Genomic DNA, 17,058 nt, shown 5'->3' with positions numbered 1-17,058 from the left:
CCCGAGCCCTCCCCCGGCAACGGCATGCTCGTGTCCGAGCTGAACGTGCCGCACCGGCCCAAGGGCTCCCCCTACACCGTGAACGACCAGCTCATGGTGGCCACCGCGCTGATGATCGCCCACTGGAACAGGGAGCACGGCGCCCATCCCCGCCCCCTGCGCATCACGATGCCGGTGGACGACCGGCCGCGCGGCACGGACATGCCCATCGGCAACGGCACACGGCTCGTCGAAGTGCCCTTCACGCCCGAGGAGCTGGACGCCTCCGACCTGGCCGGCCTGTTGCGCCGCACGGCGGACCGTACCCGTACCCTCAAGGCCCAGCCCAGGCCCCAACTCGGCCACGGAGCCGCCCTGTTGACCGCCCCCTGGGCCCCCGTGGCCTGGCGGGCCGCCCTCACCAGGGGACTGCGCCGAGCCGCCGCGCCCTGGACGTCGACGACCCTGCTGAGCAACATCGGCCGCGTCCCGTACCCGCTCGACTTCGGCGAAGGCGCGGGCCGCGCGCACGCGGTGTGGTTCTCGGCCCCGGCGCGCATGCCCCGCGGCCTGACCGTCACGACGGCCGCCACCGCGGGCCGCCTGCACCTGGCGCTGCGCTGGTCCCGCACCCTCCTCAGCCACGGCGACGGCTGCCATCTCCGCGACCTGTTCGAGCACTACCTGCACGCGACGGAACACGCGGGAAAACAGGCAAGGGAGCCCGCAGGCGAACACGCGACGGACCAGAGGAGGGAGGCCACCTCATGACCATGGCCCCGCCCCGCCGGCCGCCGCACGGACTACGGGACTTCTACGAGGACCCGGGCGTCACCGTCGCCTCCGGCACCCCCCGCAGCCTCCGCCAGGCCCGGATGCTCGCCGACGCCCTCGGCCCGGCCACCTCGGGCGCGCGGACCGTCATCGACATCGGCTGCGGCGACGGCACCGCGGCCGCGACGGCCGCCCCCCTCCTGGCGGGCCACCGCCTCATCGGCGTCGACTGGTCCCAGGACGCCCTCAGACGCGCGCACGCCCACCTCCCGTATGCGGTACGCGGCGAACTCACCGACGGCGGACTGCCGTTCAGATCCGCCTCCGCCGACGCCGTCCTGTTCAGCGAGGTCGTCGAGCACCTCGTCGACCCCGACGCGGCACTCGACGAGATCCACCGGATCCTGCGCCCCGGAGGCCATCTCATGCTCTCCACCCCGAACCTGGCCGCCTGGTACAACCGGGCGCTGCTCCTCGCCGGCGTCCAGCCCGTCTTCTCCGAGGTGAGCCTGCGCGCCATCCACGGCCGCCCGGGCCAGGAGGTCGTGGGCCACCTGCGGCTCTACACCGCCCGCGCGCTACGGGAGTTCGTGGCCGCGTCGGGCTTCGAGGTCGTACGACTGCGGGGCGCACCCTTCCACGGCGTACCGCGCCCGCTGCGCCCGCTGGACCGGCTGGCGTGCCGCACACCATCCATGGCCTCGATCCTGCTTCTGCACGCACGGAGGACGTAGACCATGTGGTGGGGGGTAGCCGCGGCGCTGCTGGCGAACGTTCTGTACAGCACCGGATTCGTCCTGGAGAAACGGGCACTGGCGACCATGCCCGCCGTGAGCGTCCGCGAGCCGGCCCGGCTGCTGCGCCTCGTCCTCGGCAGCCCGCTGTGGATCGGCGGCTCCCTCGCCCTGGCGAGCGGCTTCGGCGCACAGCTCGTCGTCTACCGCACCCTGCCGATCGCCGCCGCCCAGGGCATCTTCGTCTCCGGCCTCGTGCTCCTCGTCCTGCTGTCCTCGGTACTGCTCGGCGAGGAGACCTCCGGCCGCGAGCGGTATGCGCTCGGTGCGATCCTCGCCGCACTGCTGATGGTGGTCCTGTCGCTCAACGAACAGTCCGACACGGTCAGCCGCAGCGCCCCCGTCCCGCTGATCCTCGTGGTCTGTGTGCCGTCCATCGTGCTGGGCATCTGGCTGTACGGGTCCGCCGAGCGCCGCGCCCGCCACCGGCACCGCATGCCGACGACGGGCGTCGAGTACGGCGTGGCGGTGGGCCTGTTGTACGGCGTGAGCTCGCTGGCCATCAAGGGCGTGTCGAGCTACCTCACGACAGACGGACTCGGCGGAGCGGTACTCGACCTGCTGATCTCCCCGTACCCCTACATCCTGCTCTGCACCGGCGCGTTCGGCCTGATCATGTCGCAGGCGGCGCTGCAGCGCTGCCGTGCCTCGCTGATCGTGCCGGTCTGTACGACGGTGACCTGTCTGTTCACGGCGGTGCTCGGCACGCTCGCGTTCGGCGAGGCGCTTCCCGGGGACCCGGTACGGCTCGCGCTGCGCCTCGGCGGTACGGCGCTGGCGGTCTCCGTACTCCTCGCGATGCCGAAGCACGACCCGCCGCCCAAGCCACAACCAACCGCCCCCACACGGGAGTTGACCCCATGAACCCTGACGACCCGCTCCTGAAGATCCTGGCGTGCCCACTGGACAAAGGACCGCTGCACCTTCTCGTGCAGGAACCGGAGGACGCCCTCTACAACCCGCGTCTGCAACGCCGTTACCCGATCGTCGACGGCATCCCCCAGCTCCTCCCGTCCTCCGGCGAGCAGGTGACGGAGGACGAACACGAGGAGCTCTTGCTGCGTATTTCTGGGGGCGACCCCCAGACCCCCGGGATGACTCCATGACCCTGGCCGCCCGCCTAGCCCCCTTCATCCCGCGCCGCCTCGTCGCCGCGGCCGCCCGGCTCGTCTACCCGCGCTTCGAGCCCGAGCTGGCCCGGCTCCCCGAGCTGTGCCCGCCGGACTGCGGCACGGCCGTGGACGTCGGCGGCTGGTACGGCCCCTGGACGCGGCGCCTGTCGGACCGGGCCCATCGCGTGGTGACCGTCGAACCGGTCCCGCACCTGGCCCGTCTGCTCACCGACGCCACCCCCGGCAACGTCCGGGTGGTCCGGGCCGCCGCCAGCGACCAGCCGGGCACCGCACGCCTCTGGCTGCCGCCGGGTGACCAGGGCGACCGCGGCGTCTCCTCACTCGTCCGCCGGGACATCCACGCCCGCGCCCTGGACGTCCCCTGTGTCACTCTCGACAGCCTGAACCTCCACGATGTCGGCTTCATCAAGATCGACGTGGACGGCAGCGAACTCGCGGTCCTGCGCGGCGCCACCGCCCTCCTGACCCGCGACCGCCCGGCCCTGTTCATCGAGCTGGAGGCCCGCATCCAGCCGATCGCCCCGGTCGTCTCCCACCTGGCCCAGCACGGTTACGAGGGCTGGGTCCTGCCCGGCGACACCTGGCTCCCGCTGTCCTCCTTCGACCTGGAGGCCCACCAGGCGCACGCCTCGCACGTCGTCTCCCAGGGTCTGCTCCGGCGGGTACTGCCCTTCCGCGGCCACCGGTACATCCGATACGTGAACTCTGTCCTTTTTCTCCCGGACGGTCGCCGCCCGGGCGAGCGCCCCGTACGCGACGACGAGCGCATCGTGCGCGACGATGGGCCCCATGCCCGCCGCCAATCGCCCCACCAGCCCCTTCACCCCGCTCGACTTCCAGCTCGTCCTGCTGCGCCGCATGGCCGACCACAATCCGGACCTGGTCGAGGAAGCCCGTCATGAACTGGGCGTCTCGATCGCCGGCATGCGCGAGGCCAACCGCCGCTGGCAGGCGATGATCCGCGGCCCCCGCTCCCGCTCGGCCGCTTCCCGCTACCACTCCGTCCTCGGCCAGCCGCAGTCGGTGACGACCCGGAAGATCGGCGACCTGGAGTGCGAGGCCCGGCTCTGGCCCGTCGCCCTGTGGCCGGACCTCCGCTTCGAGGTGCTCCTCGCCCCGAACGGAGTGGTCTGGAACGAGTGGCTGGTACGGGCGCCGGGTGCGCCGGCACCTGAGCTGCGGACGGTGGACGATCTCCGTCCCTGGTCCTGCACGGTCGACGAGGTGGCCCGCGCCTTCGCTCCCGCCCGCCCGCTGGAGGGCACGGCTCCGACGCGATGGGGGCTGAAGTTCACGGCACCGGACTCTTCGGGCGTACGACGGGACTGCGTGGCGGAGTTCACGTGGGGGCTGTTGCAGCGGGTGGCCGTGAGCGGCGGCGAGGCCGTCGCCGTCAGCGGGCGGCCTTGACGATCGCCTCCGCGACTACCGGCACCGAGTGCGTGTGCAGCGAGAGAAAGAGGTTCGGCTCGACGAGTTCCAGCTCCATGACGCGGGGTGCCCCGTCGTCGCCGTCGACCAGGTCCACACGGGCGTAGAGCAGTTCAGGAGTACCCGGCACGGCGGCCAACGCCCGTTCGGCGACGGCGAGTTCGGCAGGGGTCGGCTCCCAGGGCCGGAGGTTCGGGTGCGAGACCTTGTCCTCGTCGTACGCGGTCCCGGGTTCGAGGACGGCGCTCTTGCGTATCGCATGGAGGAACCGCCCGCCGATGAACAGAAGGGCGCGTTCGCCCGCCGTGTCGATGCTCCGTACGTACGGCTGCACGATCGCGGTCAGCCCCTCGTCGTGCATCCGCGCGAGATGCCGTACGGCGGTTTCCCGCTCCCCCGGCGCGTAACGGGCGGCGTACCGGGCCCCTGCCCCCGAGGTGGGCTTGATGACGTACTCCTGCTCGTCGGGCAGGTCGACCGGGTCACCCGGTGCGAGATAGCGCGTGTCGACGACGGGGACGCCGGCCGCCCCGAGATCCCCCAGGTACCGCTTGTCGGCATTCCAGCGCACGACGTCCACCGGGTTCGCCAGCGTCGTCGCCGCCGCGCACCGCTCGGCCCACGCCAGGAACTCGGCGGCCCGCCAGCTGTAGTCCCAGGCGGAACGGATGACCACGAGATCGAAGTCGCCCCACTCGACGTCCGGGTCGTCCCAGCACACGACGACAGCCGCGGCCGCCCCGGCCTCCTCCACCGCGCCCGCGAGCACCGGCAGGTCGCGGTCGTATCCGGTCTCCTGCACCTCTCGGCAGGTGACGAGCGCGAGGCGGGTGCTGCTTGTCACAGAGGACTCCTCGTCCGTACGTCGAATTCCAGCGGCTCGGCCCGCAGGCTAACAAGTCGGACCGGAACCGAAGCACCTGCAATTGACCTTCCCCTTTGGGGAGGCCACAGCATCAGTGGCGAGACGAGGAACGACCGGCTCGCGAAATGGGCGTATGAGATTCGGGGTTCGCATGGAGATGCTGACGATCGGGGCATTCGCCAAGGCGTGCCGACTGTCGCCGAAGGCACTTCGGCTGTACGACGAGCTGGAGTTGCTGCGGCCGGCGCGGGTGGACTCCGAGACGGGGTACCGCTATTACGCACCCGAGCAGTTGGAGCAGGCGCGTCTGGTGGCGTGGCTGCGGCGGCTCGGGATGCCGCTGGCCCGGATACGGCAGGTCTGCGCCCTCGAACCGGCGTCCGCCGCGGCGGAGATCCGCGCGTACTGGGCGCGGGTCGAGGCCGAGACGGCGACCCGCCGTGACCTGGCGGCCTTCCTCGTCGACCACCTTTCACAGGTTCCGAGGAAGGACACCACCATGCTGGAACTCCGTTACTCCGCCCTCTCCGACGCCGGCCTCGTACGCCCCGCGAACCAGGACACCGCGTACGCGGGCACCCGTGTGCTTGCTGTCGCGGACGGCTTCGGCCCGGCGGGCGCCCCGGCCAGTACGGCCGCGGTGGAGGCCCTCAAGTTCCTGGACACCGAGCCGCTTCCGGCGGGCAGTGTCCTCAACCTCCTGGAGGACGCCGTCCAGGGCGCCACGCAGGCGGTCCAGGACGTCGCCCAGAGCCCGGAGGAGGACGGCACCACCCTCACCGCGATGCTCTGGACCGGCTCACAACTGGCCCTGGTCCACATCGGCGACAGCCGCGCCTACCTCCTGCGCGACGGCGACCTCTTCCAGATCACCCACGACCACACCATGGTCCAGTCGATGATCGACGAGGGCCGCCTCACCCTGGAGGAGGCGATGGCCCATCCCCAACGCGCGCTTCTCCTGAAGGCGTTGACGGGCGGCGGGCCCGCTCCCGCTCCGGACGTGCGGCTGCACGACGCACTGCCGGGCGACCGTTATCTCCTCTGCTCCGACGGCCTCTCGATTGTCGTGCCGACCTCGGAGATCCAGGAGACCCTGACCACGATTCCCTCCCCGGAGCAGGCGGTTCGCGCCCTGATCATCGCGGCGAACAACTCCGGCGGCCCGGACAACGTGAGTTGTGTCGTGGCAGACGTGGTGACGACCGAATCGAGCTGAGCGCGGGGCCGAGCTGTTGTCACGACCGGATCGGCACCCACAGCTCGATCTGGTCGTGCCGACGGTAGAACTCGACCAGGGGCCGGTCGTCATCGGCTCGCAGCATCCCCTTCAACTCGGCCATCCCTGCGGCTATTTGCCCGTAGGTCTGAGCCGGATCGCCGACCAGCCGACCGCGCAGGTAGGACCCTCCCGCCAAGGTGCCGAGCTCCAGACCCAGGCCGTCGGGCCGGTCGTCCTCCTTGACCGGCGTGCAGACGGTGTAGGTGTTCCGGCGTTCGTCGACCTGCGCGTACATCTTGCGCCCGCGCAGCCCGACCAGCTCCTCGAACGACGGCCAGAGCTGCTGAATGCGGGTCAGCTCATCGACGGTGGCCTGCTGCATGACGGTGACGTCCGGCCGCTGAATGCGATCGGGCGGAGCGGAAAATACCGAAGGTGTCATGGCACCGGATACAAGCACTGGGCACTGACATCCGGCCTGGCCGAACACCCGTGTAGTCGTCCCTGATGCAGAGGTCCGACTTGCCGCCAACCTGACGGCAGCGATCTTCGCCAGGTAGGCATGAGAACGCAAAGAGAGTGTTACGCCGCCGAAGGCTCACCGACACAGTGATCGCTGAGGCTGTTGTCGCCAATTGCCCACACCCACAAGGCAGTTGAGCACTCACACAAATCAAGGTCCACCCCCACAATCCGACAGGATCGGACCACATAGATGCTGAATCAGCTTGGGCACTCCCTCGTGCCCCAGGACGCTCACGCGCGCGTGCGCCGAGATACCGAGCCGAGCCCCGGGCACGTCCTGGCCGTCGGCACACCGGGAACGAAACGCGAACAGCTGGGCCGTACGCTCATATCGGCCGGTTACGAGGTCAGTCACGCGGCCCCGGGAGACGTCATCCGGCAGGCGCGGCAGTACCGGCCCGACGCGATCGTCGCGCTCGACGAGGGACTTGATGTCGTACGGGAGGTGCGTGCCGATCCCGCGGGACAGGCACTGCCTCTCCTCATGGTCACCGCGGACGGCTGCCCGAAGGCGGTGGCCGAGCTGCTGCGGCACGGCGCCGACGACTGTCTGCCTCAGGCGCCCGACCCGGACGAGCTGGACGCGCGCATCGCGGCCAAGCTGCACCGAGTCCCCGTCCCCGTCGATCAGTTGCTCCTCGATCCGCGCACCGGCCTGTACTCCGGCCCGCACTTCATGGACGAGCTCGACCGGGAACTGAGGCGACCGGCGGCGGCCCGCAGCGGAGGCGTCCTCGCCGTGGTCGGCGTCGCCGAGACCGCCGCCCTGGAGGCCCGCCTCGGCTCGCGCGTGCGGCGCGAGGTCGCCGAACGGCTCGCCCAGGTCGCCGAACGCCTCGGCAGCGGCTGCGACCGGCTCGGCTGGGACGACGACGGGCATCTGCTGATGCTGATGCCCGGCGTCGACGAGGAGGCGGCCCGCGGCGCGCTCCAGGAGTTCGCCACCACCGTCGCCGGCACCCGGTTCGTCGTCGCCGACGAGAACGTACGGCTCACCCCGGCCGTCGGCTGGACCCCGCTCACCGACCACACCGGCCACAGCCACCCGGTCCAAGAAGCGCGGGACGCCGCCGCGGAGGCCGTACGACACCGGGATCTGCGACCCGTCCGGTACGAACCGTGGATGCGCGCCAGGGCCATGTCCTCCCACCGCCGCGCCCGCGCTTCGATCGCCCCGCTGCTGTCCCCGGTGCTCAGCCTGCTGCTCGGCATCGGCGTGCCGTTCCTGGTCTACGAGCAGGCGTACGCCCTCGGCTGGGACCTCGCGTCCGCCGCGTACTGGGTGGTGGTCACCGGACTCGTCGTATCCGCGCTGCTCATCGTGCTGGAGTGCCTCTACTCGCTCGACGCCGAGCCCCGCCCGGCACGGGCCGCGCAGCCGTATCCGCCCGCCAGTGCCGTCATCGCCGCGTACCTGCCGAACGAGGCCGCGACGATCGTCGACACCGTCGAGTCGTTCCTGCGCCTCGACTACCCGAACGAGCTCGAGATCGTCCTCGCCTACAACACCCCGCACCCGCTGCCCGTCGAGGACACCCTGCGCGAGATCGCCCGCCGCGACCCGCGGCTCGTCCTGCTCCCCGTGCCGGGCAGCACGTCGAAAGCGCAGAACCTCAACGCTGCCGCTACGCGCGTAGCGGGCGAGTTCGTCGGCATCTTCGACGCCGATCACCACCCCGCTCCTGACGCCTTCCGGCACGCCTGGGACTGGCTGTCCAACGGCTACGACGTCGTGCAGGGCCACTGCGTGATCCGCAACGGCGAGAGCTCCTGGGTCGCCAAGCTGGTCGGCGTCGAGTTCGAGGCGATCTACGCCGTCAGCCATCCCGGCCGGACCCGGATGTACGGCTTCGGGGTGTTCGGCGGTTCCAACGGCTTCTGGCGTACGGATCTGCTCGCCCGCACCCGGATGCACGGCTCGATGCTCACCGAGGACATCGACTCCACGATGCGCGCGCTGCACGAGGGCGCCCGGATCGCCATGGACCGCACCCTCGTCTCCCGCGAACTGGCGCCCACGATGCTGAAGCCGCTGTGGAACCAGCGCTCGCGCTGGGCGCAGGGCTGGCTCCAGGTCTCCCTGCGGCACCTGTGGCGCGGACTGCGCTCGCCCGTCTTCAGCCGCCGCCAGAAGGCCGGGCTGTTCGTGCTGCTCGGCTGGCGCGAGGTCCAGCCGTGGCTGTCGCTGCAGATCCTGCCCGTGCTGCTGCACGCGGCCCTGCGGGCGGGTGGCGTGGACGGGCTCGACTGGGCCGTACCCGTGTGCCTCCTCGCGGTGGCGGTGACCCTGTCCGCCGGGGTCGTGCAGGCGGCGTTCGCGTGGCGGCTCGCGGTGCCCGAACTTCGGCGCAGGAAGGCCTGGTTCTGGCGTTACCTCCTGGTCTCGACCGTCTTCTACACGCACTTCAAGAACGTCGTGGCGCGGCAGTCGCACCTCAAGGAGGCGATGGGGCACCGGCATTGGCGGGTCACGCCGCGAGCGGAGCGGGCGGAGGTGTCCGAGGCGTGAAGCGTTCCACCCTCGAACTCCAGGGCTTCCGCGGCCTCGCCGCGCTCAGCACCGTCGTCTTCCACGTCTGGCAGCAGTACTACACGTACGACGCCGAAGGCTCCCACCCGCCGGTAGACAACCCATGGCTCGGCGCGCTGATCTCCCTGGAGGTCATCGACCTGTTCTTCGTGATGTCCGCGTACCTGCTGACCCTGTCCTACGCCCGCGCGGCCATCGACGAGGGTTCGGTACGGCCGGGCCGGGTGTTCCTCTTCCGCCGGGCGGTACGCATCCTGCCGCTGTACTTCCTCGCGGTCCTGGTCGTCTGGGCGAGCCGCAATCCCACGCTCCCCGGCGACTGGCGCGACCTGGTCGAACACCTCACGTTCACGCACGTCTTCGACCGTGAGCGGATCTTCTACACACTGGGCCCGAGCTGGTCCCTGTCCCTTGAGATCGCGTTCTACCTGTCCCTGGTCGCGCTGGGGCCCTTGGCGATACGTGCCTGCCGCCGCCTGAGCACCCGCCGCGCGAGGGTCGCGCTTTGCGCCTCGGGCTGCGTGGCCCTGTTCGCGGCTCCCGTCGCCTGGATCGCCTTCGCCCACCACGTCCTCGGCATCCCGCACACCAACTGGCCGGTGTACTTCGGCCCTCAGGCCCGCTTCGGCGGCTTCGCGGCGGGGATGGGCCTTGCGGTGCTGCTGGTCGCGCTGGGGGAACGGGGCCGGATCACGGGCCGCTGGTCCGCACTGCTCTCGGTGGTGTCACTGGCGGGCCTGTACGCGCTCTCGTACCTCTCCGCCCCGGAGAACTTCGCGCACACCTACTACCATCCACTCGCGGCCCTGCTGTGGTTCGTGCTGCTCTTCGCCACGCTGCATGTACGTCAACGGGTGCGTGGCCACGCGGTGTTGAGGGCCCGCTGGGCCACGAGCGTGGGCCTCATCAGCTACAGCCTCTACATCTGGCACGAGCCGGTCATGCTCCAGCTCGACAAGTCGGGATGGCTGCCACCGGGCCCGTCGGGCTTTCCGCTGGGCATCCTGATCGTCCTGGCGGTGGCGCTGCCGACGGCGGTACTGAGCTATTGGCTGGTCGAGTATCCCGGCAGTCTGCTGGTCCGGGCGAAGGACGGGGCGGGGAGGCCACGGGAGTTCTACCCGGTGGCGACTCCGTCACCGGAGCGGGAGCCGAAGTCGGCGTCGGAGCCGGAGCCGGTTGGGGCACCGCAACCGGTGCGCTGACGGTACGGACCTGACGTGTCTGCCCGCACGTGTCCTGCGCGCACGGAAGCCCGTACGCGCAGGACACACCGGGCACTGGCGGTTGCGGACCGGTGCGCCGTGGCGTGACCTGCCGGAACGCTATGGTCCGTGGCAGACGGCCTATGAGCGGTTCGCCCGCTGGGAGGCGGACGGCACCTGGGCCCGCCTGCTCGAGCAGGTCCAGGTCCGGGACGACTCCATCGGAACCGTGGAGTGGACGGTGTCGGTCGACTCCACGATCAACCGTGCCCACCAGCACGCCGCCGGAGCCCGCAAAAAGGGGCTGCGGCGGGGGACGAACTGGAAGATCCGGCATGCACGACGGCTGGCCAGGCGCTCGGCCGGTCCCGCGGCGGGCTGACCACCAAGGTCCATCTCGCCTGCGACGGCCGTGGCCTGCCCCTGGCCGTCGTCGTCACGCCCGGCAACGTCAACGATTCCACCGTCTTCGACGAGGTCATGGACGCCTTGAGGGTGCCCCGGGCCGGCGCCGGACGGCCTCGCCGCAGGCCCGGGCGCGGTCATCGCCCAAGAACAGGGCTCAGTACCGACCTTCGGGTCCCATTAGGCGTACTCGTCCCGGGCGATCCGCCATTCCCTGCGGCGCAGGGGCATCCGGGCGGTGATCCCGGAGCGGGCGGATCAGAAGGCCAACCGTGTGCGGCGCAGAACCTAGGCACGGTCCGGGCCCAGGGCGTCGCGGACGGCGGTCAGAATGGCCTCGGTGTCGGCGCCCAGGGCGCGGGCGGACGAAGTGAAGTCACGGGCGAGAGTGGCGAGTTGGACAGTGTGCGGGCGGGTCGGGCCGGTGGGCGGCGCCGCCACCCGGGTGCCCGCGCCCCGACGGGTGCGGATCAGCTCGCCGGCCTCCAGCTCACGGTAGGCGCGGGCGACGGTGCCCGGTGCCAGCCCGAGGTCCGTGGCCAGCTGGCGCACGGTCGGCAGCCGGTCGCCCTCGGCCAGCCGCCCGGTGACGATCAGCGCGGCGAGCTGCGCGCGGATCTGCTCGTACGGCGGGACCTGGCTGGTGGTGTCGACGCGGACGGCGGCCTCACTCATCGTCGTAGGACCCCTCTGCCGCCGCCTCGTCGGCGACGGCCCGCGGTGCCACCACGGTGACCAGGGACCAGACGGCGGTGAACAGGTTCAGCAGGGCCAGCGGGTAGAACACCCAGAAGGTGAGCACGCCCAGCGCGCCGGCGCAGCCCGTCTCCGTCAGCGCGAGGGAGACCATCAGCACGGCGTACAGCTGCTGGCTGGACACCAACAGGCCCCAGGCGCCGGTGACCGCCCACGCGCGGTCGCGGCGCTGCTGCTCCTCACCCGGACCGTGGGCGATGCGGCGCAGGGCCCAGACGCAGGTGGGGGTGGCTATGGCGAGCGCGCCGAACATCGGGAGGGTGTAGTACAGGCCGGGCCAGGGGCCGGTGGTCGCCCGCATCCCGTTGCAGGTGAGGGTGAGGACCTTTCCCGTGCTGAAGACGCGGTCGGGGTCGACGGAGGCCGTGGCGGCCGTGATCACCAGCAGGACGACGAGGGAGAGCCCCTGGAGGGCGATCAGGGGACCCATGTGCGGCGGCACATGGTCTCTGACCAGGCGTGGTGCGAGACTCGCGGTGCGTACCGCCTCCTGGGGGCGCAAGGTCAGGGCGTCGGCGAGCAGGACACCCGCCACCGCGCACAGGCCGAAGGCCGTGAGGCAGAACACGACGCGCTGCTCGAACTCGACGTCCCCCAGTGTGGACAGCGCCTGCGCGACCACGAGGCCGATGGCCAGACCGGACCAGCGGGCGTAGTGGTCGGCGTGGTCGAGCAACCGGTACTGGGGCGGGGCGGTGTCGAGCATGCGGAGATCCCCCCGGATCATCTTGTATCAAGCGGTGAGTACAAGATGCCGTGGCCGGGGATCTTGTGTCAAACGTTCGATACAAGGCGGTGCGAGGGGGAGTCGGGTTCCGGAGCGGGGCGGTTCCCGTGACGCGACGGGGGAGCGGCCGGCGGACGGGGAGGCGGTCGGTTCGACAGGGAGGTGGTCGGCCGACAGGGAGGCGGTCGGCCGAACGGCGACCGGTCAGGTGACGGCGACCGGTTCAGCCGACGGTGATCGAGTCCAGCTGCGCCCGCAGGCAGACGTGCGACGCCTCGAAGGCATCCTCGCCGGGTACGGCGACTGGTATTGGGCAGACAACAGCAGCTACTCCACGTCGAAATGCCTGAACTTTCTCGGCAGCCTCCGCAATGACAACTACAAATTCGAGCTCACCATGTACAGTACGGTCAGCTGACGCAGCTCGATGGCCGCAGGCGGTCCCGTCAGCACCGAAGCCGGGACGACGTCCCGGAGCGGCCTCTCCGATGCTGCATACCCGCTGTGGCGAGGGAGAACAGAAGCGGCCGCACCCTCAACGGTGCGGCCGCTTCTCTTCGACGTTCATCAATTATCAGACAGGTTCTAGCCCTTCAGCCGCTCCCGCAGCTCCTCCACATCCGCCAGAAACCACGTCTGCCGCCCGCGGTTGCACTCACGAACGAAGTCCCGCAGCGCCGAACTGGCCTCCGTGTGACGGGAGATGTCACCGAGGACGACGATCCCCATGCCGTACTGGACGAACTTCTGGACGATCCCTCCGGCGACACGAGTGCTCAACTGGAAGAACGCCTCATCGAACCGCTCGACGGGGATGACAACCCATTGGGCGCCCTGATACCCGGCATCGCCGATGAAATCCAGCGCGTCGCGTTCGCTGCGAATGGGTTCGCCCTCTGGGGCGCACATCAGGACGGGCACGTCGTGGATCTTCTGAAGGGTGGTCATGGCGCCAAGGGTACGAGTTGGCCGAGGCAGCCGAGAGAAGGGTTCATCGGCCAGCTCAACAGCCGTGTGGAGCAGAGTCAGTCGACCGTGGGCAAGCGGCGCGGCTCGATGCGTTCCTCGGCGGCCGAGTCGCCGTCGCGTGTCACGACGTACGCTCCCTTGCCGGGCAACTCGGTTACGGCTTCCGTCAGTTCGGTTCCGCGGTAGACAAGGCCCACTCCGTCGTCGGTGCAGTGTGTGACGGGGAGGGTGCCGTTCGCGACGAGCCGGTGCACCAGGGGGCGGCGGCCGGGGTCGGTGTCGTAGTGGACGCCGTTGCCGTACGGGAGGAAGCCCAACGCGTCGGTGAGCGGGCGGAGTTCGGGGCCGAAGGAGTCCGTGGTGCCGCCCTGGAACCAGCAGATCGAGCCCGCGCTGACGCCGCTGAGGACGACGCCCGACTGCCAGGCGCGGCGCAGGATGTGGTCGAGTCCGTGTGCCCGCCACACCGCGAGGAGGTTCGCCACCGAGCCGCCCATGACCCAGACGACGTCCTGGTCGAGGACGGTGCCCTCCACGTCCTCGTGGTTGGGCATCGGGAAGAGCTGGAGGGGCGTGAGGTCGAAGCCCGCCACGCGTGCGGCCTCGGACATGCGGGCGGTGAAGTGCTCGGCGTCGCCTATGGCCGTGCCCACGTACATGACGCGGGGGCGGCGGCCGTGGGCGCCCGACAGTTCGACCGCGTGGTGCACCAGGGCGTCGAACATGACCATGGTCCGGCCGCCGCCGGCCCGGTGGCCGCCGGAGGTGGCGAGGATGGTGGGCTCCCGTCCTTTCGAGGGAGAAGGGGAAGGGGTGGTGGCGGGTGCGGCGGTCATGGCAGGGGATCGTAGCGAGCCCTGTCAGGGCGTAGGCGCGTCGTCGTCCTCCGGGTCCCAGTCCAGCAGCCGCACCTTCGCCACCGTACGGACATGGCGGCGCATCGCCGCGGCCGCCTGCTTCGGGTGCTGGGCGGCGATCGCGTCGAGGATCGCGTGGTGCTGGGCCAGGGAGCGGGTGGGCCGGCCCGGCTGGCGGAGGGACTCGTTGCGGCTCTCGGTGATCTGGTCGGCGATGGAGCGCATGAACTCGGCGAGGATGCTGCTGTGGGCCGCCGCCGTGACCGCGGCGTGGAAGAGCCGGTCGCCCTCCACACCGTGGGCGCCCTCCTCGATCTCGCCCGCCATGTGGTCGAGGGCCGCGCGGATGGCGGCCAGATCGTCGTCCGTGCGGCGCTCGGCGGCCAGTTCGGCGAGCTTGGTCTCCAGGGCCTCGCGGGCTTCGAGTACGTCGGGGAGGCGCCGGCGGCGTTCGACGAGCCGCTCGACGGGTTCGACGTCGAGGCTGTCGCGGACCAGGTAGGTGCCGCCGCCGTGGCGGGCCTCGACCAGTCCCTGGACCTCCAGGACCACGATGGCCTGCTTCACGGAGGCGCGGCTGACGCCGAGGCGGGCCGCCAGGTCGCGCTCGGGCGGCAGGCGGTCGCCGGCGCGCAGGCCGCCCTCGGCGACGTACTGGCGCAACCGCTCAAGGACCTGCTCGTAGAGGCGCTGTTTCGTCATGGGGCGCAGGGCTTCGGTCATGGGGTCCCCCTTCGTCGGGAGCGTAACACCGTGGTCCAGTGGACGACTGGCTGAGCCAATTCCTGCGCGACCCCTTGACGTCCGTCCGCGTCGGACCCACGCTGTCCAGCGACCGAAGTGGTTCAGCCACTTGGCCAATCCAATAGCCCTCCATGCCGCTCCGGGGCCCAAAGACGGGAGCCCGTATGTCCGCCGAACTGATATCGATCCTCGTACTCGTCGTGGTGTTCGTGATCGCCACCACCCGTTCCATCAACATGGGCGCGCTCGCCTTCGCCGCCGCGTTCGGGGTCGGCGAACTCGTCGCGGACCTCAACGCCGACGAGATCTTCGCGGGCTTCCCCGGTGACCTCTTCGTCGTGCTCGTCGGGGTCACGTATCTGTTCGCCATCGCCCGCGCCAACGGCACCACCGACTGGCTCGTACACGCCTCGATCCGGCTCGTACGCGGCCGGGTCGCGCTCATCCCGTGGGTGATGTTCGTGCTGACGGGGGCGCTGACCGCGATCGGGGCGGTCAGCCCGGCCGCGGTCGCCATCGTGGCGCCGATCGCGCTGAGTTTCGCGGCGCGGTACGGGATCAGTCCGCTGCTGATGGGCGCGATGGTGGTGCACGGGGCGCAGGGCGGCGGCTTCTCGCCGATCAGCATCTACGGGTCGATCGTCAACGGGATCGTGGAGCGCGAGAACCTGCCGGGCAACGAGATCGCCCTCTTCCTGGCCTCCCTGATCGCCAACCTGGTCATCGCGGGTGTGGTCTTCGTGCTCTTCGGCGGGCTGAAGCTGTGGGCGCAGGGGGCGGTGCCGCTGGACGAGCCCTCCAAGGGCCCCTCCAAGGACGCCTCTGACAAGGACGACCTTCCGGAGGGTGGTTCCGGCCCGCGGCCCGCTGGTACCGCCGCCGGCACGGGAACGGGCTCCGGCTCTGGCTCCGGCACCAACACCGCCGTGGCGACCCGCCCCGACGCGCCCACCACGCCCGACACCACCCGCCTCACTCCGGCCCGGATCGCCACGCTCACCTCACTCGTCGCCCTCGTCGTCGCCGTCCTCGCCTTCGACCTGGACGCCGGTCTGACCGCGATCACCCTCGCCGTCGTGCTGAGCACCGCCTGGCCGGAGGACAGCCGCAACGCGGTCGGCCAGATCGCCTGGTCGACGGTCCTGCTGATCTGCGGTGTCCTCACGTACGTCGGTGTCCTGGACGAGATGGGCACGATCACCTGGGCCGGCGAGGGCGTCAGCGACATCGGCGTCCCGCTGCTGGCCGCGGTCCTGCTCTGCTACATCGGCGCGATCGTCTCGGCGTTCGCCTCGTCCGTCGGGATCATGGGCGCCCTGATCCCCCTCGCCGTGCCCTTCCTCGCGCAGGGCGAGATCGGGGCCATCGGCATGGTGTGCGCGCTGGCCGTGTCGGCGACGGTCGTCGACGTGAGCCCCTTCTCGACGAACGGCGCGCTGGTGCTGGCCGCGGCGCCGGACGTCGACCGCGAGCGCTTCTTCAGGCAGCTGATGGTGTACGGAGGGATCGTGGTGGCGGTGGTACCCGCGGTGGTGTGGCTGGCGCTGGTGGTGCCCAACTGGGGATGACCCGGGGATGACCTGGGGATTCCCGGGGAGGACCTGGGAGAACCTGGGAATGCCGACGACGCCATGAGTGACGTACCGCCATGAGCCACATACCGACGCATGAGCCACGTACCGACGCATGAGCCCCGTACGACGAACGACCAAGGAGTACGACGCGTGTCCCCTCTCTTCCCGGCCCTGACCGAGGCCCTGGCGGAACCGGACGGACCCGGTGCGCACCGGCCCGCCCTGCGCTTCGGCGACCGTTCCCTGACGTACGGCGAGCTGGCCGCCACGGCCGCGCCCCTGGCCGAGCGCGTCGCGGGAGCGGGCCGGATCGCCGTCTGGGCCACCCCCACCCTGGAGACCGCCGTCGCCGTGGTCGCCGCGCTGCTGGCCGGCGTCCCCGCCGTACCGCTCAACCCGAAGTCGGGCGGGAGCGAGCTGGGGCACATCGTGTCGGACAGCGCGCCGACGCTGGTGCTTGCCGGGCCGGACGATCAACTCCCTTCGCCGCTGGGTGAGTTGGGGCGGGTCGACATCGACGTACGCTCCACAGGGACGCCCCGCACCCCTGCTGATGCCAGCCCCGATG

At 70.8% G+C, this 17,058-nt stretch carries 18 protein-coding genes and 2 pseudogenes; 13 read left to right on the top strand and 7 right to left on the bottom strand.

From position 1 onward, the window contains the following. The 6 genes and pseudogenes from G5C60_RS41090 to G5C60_RS41065 form a co-directional block, all read left to right on the top strand. Nucleotides 1-750 (top strand): annotated as a pseudogene (locus G5C60_RS41090) (condensation protein); the annotation flags it as partial. After that, on the top strand, nucleotides 747-1,487 hold the full coding sequence (locus G5C60_RS41085) for a class I SAM-dependent methyltransferase (protein ID WP_165267612.1): 741 nt from the start codon (nucleotides 747-749) through the stop codon (nucleotides 1,485-1,487). The pseudogene G5C60_RS41090 and the gene G5C60_RS41085, both read left to right, overlap by 4 nt. A 3-nt stretch (nucleotides 1,488-1,490) precedes the next feature. Then, nucleotides 1,491-2,411, top strand: a complete 921-nt coding sequence (locus tag G5C60_RS41080) for a hypothetical protein (RefSeq protein WP_165267610.1) — start codon at nucleotides 1,491-1,493, stop codon at nucleotides 2,409-2,411. Further along, nucleotides 2,408-2,653 (top strand): Trm112 family protein, encoded by a 246-nt coding sequence (locus tag G5C60_RS41075; RefSeq protein WP_165267608.1) that lies wholly within the window; start codon nucleotides 2,408-2,410, stop codon nucleotides 2,651-2,653. Before G5C60_RS41080 ends, G5C60_RS41075 begins: the two co-directional genes overlap by 4 nt. Then, a complete protein-coding gene (locus tag G5C60_RS41070; RefSeq protein WP_165267606.1) occupies nucleotides 2,650-3,582 on the top strand; it encodes an FkbM family methyltransferase in 933 nt (310 codons plus the stop codon). Before G5C60_RS41075 ends, G5C60_RS41070 begins: the two co-directional genes overlap by 4 nt. Further along, on the top strand, nucleotides 3,470-4,090 hold the full coding sequence (locus G5C60_RS41065) for a hypothetical protein (protein WP_165267604.1): 621 nt from the start codon (nucleotides 3,470-3,472) through the stop codon (nucleotides 4,088-4,090). Before G5C60_RS41070 ends, G5C60_RS41065 begins: the two co-directional genes overlap by 113 nt. Here the strand turns inward: G5C60_RS41065 and G5C60_RS41060 are convergent. Beyond that, nucleotides 4,074-4,955, bottom strand: a complete 882-nt coding sequence (locus tag G5C60_RS41060; protein WP_165267602.1) for an ATP-grasp domain-containing protein — start codon at nucleotides 4,953-4,955, stop codon at nucleotides 4,074-4,076. The genes G5C60_RS41065 and G5C60_RS41060 overlap by 17 nt on opposite strands. 172 nt (nucleotides 4,956-5,127) lie before the next feature. Here G5C60_RS41060 and G5C60_RS41055 point away from each other — a divergent pair, with 172 nt between their 5' ends. After that, nucleotides 5,128-6,195 (top strand): MerR family transcriptional regulator, encoded by a 1,068-nt coding sequence (locus tag G5C60_RS41055; RefSeq protein ID WP_165267614.1) that lies wholly within the window; start codon nucleotides 5,128-5,130, stop codon nucleotides 6,193-6,195. Between the two features lie 19 nt (nucleotides 6,196-6,214). Here G5C60_RS41055 and G5C60_RS41050 read toward each other — a convergent pair whose 3' ends face one another. Beyond that, a complete protein-coding gene (locus tag G5C60_RS41050) occupies nucleotides 6,215-6,580 on the bottom strand; it encodes a GyrI-like domain-containing protein (RefSeq protein WP_165267600.1) in 366 nt (121 codons plus the stop codon). Between the two features lie 627 nt (nucleotides 6,581-7,207). On the opposite strand from G5C60_RS41050, the gene G5C60_RS41045 reads away from it, so the two are divergent. The 3 genes and pseudogenes from G5C60_RS41045 to G5C60_RS41035 all read left to right on the top strand — a co-directional run. Continuing rightward, complete coding sequence (locus G5C60_RS41045) at nucleotides 7,208-9,232, top strand: glycosyltransferase (RefSeq protein ID WP_420907459.1); 2,025 nt, start codon at nucleotides 7,208-7,210, stop codon at nucleotides 9,230-9,232. Beyond that, complete coding sequence (locus tag G5C60_RS41040) at nucleotides 9,229-10,458, top strand: acyltransferase family protein (protein ID WP_338146073.1); 1,230 nt, start codon at nucleotides 9,229-9,231, stop codon at nucleotides 10,456-10,458. Before G5C60_RS41045 ends, G5C60_RS41040 begins: the two co-directional genes overlap by 4 nt. 76 nt (nucleotides 10,459-10,534) lie before the next feature. Continuing rightward, nucleotides 10,535-11,146, top strand: a pseudogene (locus tag G5C60_RS41035) (IS5 family transposase); the annotation flags it as partial. A gap of 5 nt (nucleotides 11,147-11,151) precedes the next feature. Here the strand turns inward: G5C60_RS41035 and G5C60_RS41030 are convergent. Both G5C60_RS41030 and G5C60_RS41025 read right to left on the bottom strand, forming a co-directional pair. Further along, nucleotides 11,152-11,538, bottom strand: coding sequence for a GntR family transcriptional regulator (locus G5C60_RS41030; protein WP_165267594.1), 387 nt, complete (start codon nucleotides 11,536-11,538; stop codon nucleotides 11,152-11,154). After that, entirely contained in the window at nucleotides 11,531-12,325 is a 795-nt protein-coding gene (locus G5C60_RS41025) for a hypothetical protein (protein ID WP_241267440.1), read from the bottom strand. The genes G5C60_RS41030 and G5C60_RS41025 overlap by 8 nt, the downstream gene beginning before the upstream one ends. A 229-nt stretch (nucleotides 12,326-12,554) precedes the next feature. On the opposite strand from G5C60_RS41025, the gene G5C60_RS41020 reads away from it, so the two are divergent. Continuing rightward, nucleotides 12,555-12,764, top strand: a complete 210-nt coding sequence (locus G5C60_RS41020) for a hypothetical protein (RefSeq protein WP_165267590.1) — start codon at nucleotides 12,555-12,557, stop codon at nucleotides 12,762-12,764. Nucleotides 12,765-12,931: 167 nt separating this feature from the next. On the opposite strand, the gene G5C60_RS41015 is transcribed toward G5C60_RS41020, so the two are convergent. From G5C60_RS41015 to G5C60_RS41005, 3 genes are all read right to left on the bottom strand, one after another. Further along, the gene (locus G5C60_RS41015) at nucleotides 12,932-13,294 is read right to left on the bottom strand and encodes a DUF4180 domain-containing protein (RefSeq protein ID WP_165267588.1); all 363 of its coding nucleotides are present in this window, start codon (nucleotides 13,292-13,294) and stop codon (nucleotides 12,932-12,934) included. Nucleotides 13,295-13,371: 77 nt separating this feature from the next. Next, a complete protein-coding gene (locus G5C60_RS41010) occupies nucleotides 13,372-14,151 on the bottom strand; it encodes a Type 1 glutamine amidotransferase-like domain-containing protein (RefSeq protein ID WP_165267586.1) in 780 nt (259 codons plus the stop codon). Nucleotides 14,152-14,175: 24 nt separating this feature from the next. Next, nucleotides 14,176-14,895 carry a FadR/GntR family transcriptional regulator gene (locus tag G5C60_RS41005; protein ID WP_165267584.1) on the bottom strand — a complete coding sequence of 240 codons (720 nt, stop codon included), beginning with the start codon at nucleotides 14,893-14,895 and terminating at the stop codon, nucleotides 14,176-14,178. Nucleotides 14,896-15,080: 185 nt separating this feature from the next. Here G5C60_RS41005 and G5C60_RS41000 point away from each other — a divergent pair, with 185 nt between their 5' ends. Together G5C60_RS41000 and G5C60_RS40995 are read left to right on the top strand one after the other, a co-directional pair. After that, a complete protein-coding gene (locus G5C60_RS41000; protein WP_165267582.1) occupies nucleotides 15,081-16,484 on the top strand; it encodes an SLC13 family permease in 1,404 nt (467 codons plus the stop codon). Between the two features lie 156 nt (nucleotides 16,485-16,640). Beyond that, nucleotides 16,641-17,058, top strand: a 418-nt coding sequence (locus G5C60_RS40995) for an AMP-binding protein (protein ID WP_165267580.1), incomplete at its 3' end; no start/stop codon positions are given.

Origin of the sequence: Streptomyces scabichelini, assembly GCF_011045015.1 — a bacterium.
Lineage (GTDB): Bacteria > Actinomycetota > Actinomycetes > Streptomycetales > Streptomycetaceae > Streptomyces > Streptomyces scabichelini.
This window is presented reverse-complemented; position numbering and strand designations above follow the sequence as displayed.

What these genes read in the sequence shown, in the direction of transcription:
- G5C60_RS41070 (WP_165267606.1), top strand. Translation starts at nt 2,650, where the DNA reads ATGACCCTGGCCGCCCGCCTAGCCCCCTTCATCCCGCGCCGCCTCGTC.
- G5C60_RS41025 (WP_241267440.1), bottom strand. Translation starts at nt 12,325, where the DNA reads ATGCTCGACACCGCCCCGCCCCAGTACCGGTTGCTCGACCACGCCGAC.
- G5C60_RS41005 (WP_165267584.1), bottom strand. Translation starts at nt 14,895, where the DNA reads ATGACCGAAGCCCTGCGCCCCATGACGAAACAGCGCCTCTACGAGCAG.
- G5C60_RS41075 (WP_165267608.1), top strand. Translation starts at nt 2,408, where the DNA reads ATGAACCCTGACGACCCGCTCCTGAAGATCCTGGCGTGCCCACTGGAC.
- G5C60_RS41015 (WP_165267588.1), bottom strand. Translation starts at nt 13,294, where the DNA reads ATGACCACCCTTCAGAAGATCCACGACGTGCCCGTCCTGATGTGCGCC.
- G5C60_RS41030 (WP_165267594.1), bottom strand. Translation starts at nt 11,538, where the DNA reads ATGAGTGAGGCCGCCGTCCGCGTCGACACCACCAGCCAGGTCCCGCCG.
- G5C60_RS41050 (WP_165267600.1), bottom strand. Translation starts at nt 6,580, where the DNA reads ATGCAGCAGGCCACCGTCGATGAGCTGACCCGCATTCAGCAGCTCTGG.
- G5C60_RS41085 (WP_165267612.1), top strand. Translation starts at nt 747, where the DNA reads ATGACCATGGCCCCGCCCCGCCGGCCGCCGCACGGACTACGGGACTTC.
- G5C60_RS41000 (WP_165267582.1), top strand. Translation starts at nt 15,081, where the DNA reads ATGTCCGCCGAACTGATATCGATCCTCGTACTCGTCGTGGTGTTCGTG.
- G5C60_RS41055 (WP_165267614.1), top strand. Translation starts at nt 5,128, where the DNA reads ATGGAGATGCTGACGATCGGGGCATTCGCCAAGGCGTGCCGACTGTCG.
- G5C60_RS41045 (WP_420907459.1), top strand. Translation starts at nt 7,208, where the DNA reads ATGGTCACCGCGGACGGCTGCCCGAAGGCGGTGGCCGAGCTGCTGCGG.
- G5C60_RS41065 (WP_165267604.1), top strand. Translation starts at nt 3,470, where the DNA reads ATGCCCGCCGCCAATCGCCCCACCAGCCCCTTCACCCCGCTCGACTTC.
- G5C60_RS41080 (WP_165267610.1), top strand. Translation starts at nt 1,491, where the DNA reads ATGTGGTGGGGGGTAGCCGCGGCGCTGCTGGCGAACGTTCTGTACAGC.
- G5C60_RS41010 (WP_165267586.1), bottom strand. Translation starts at nt 14,151, where the DNA reads ATGACCGCCGCACCCGCCACCACCCCTTCCCCTTCTCCCTCGAAAGGA.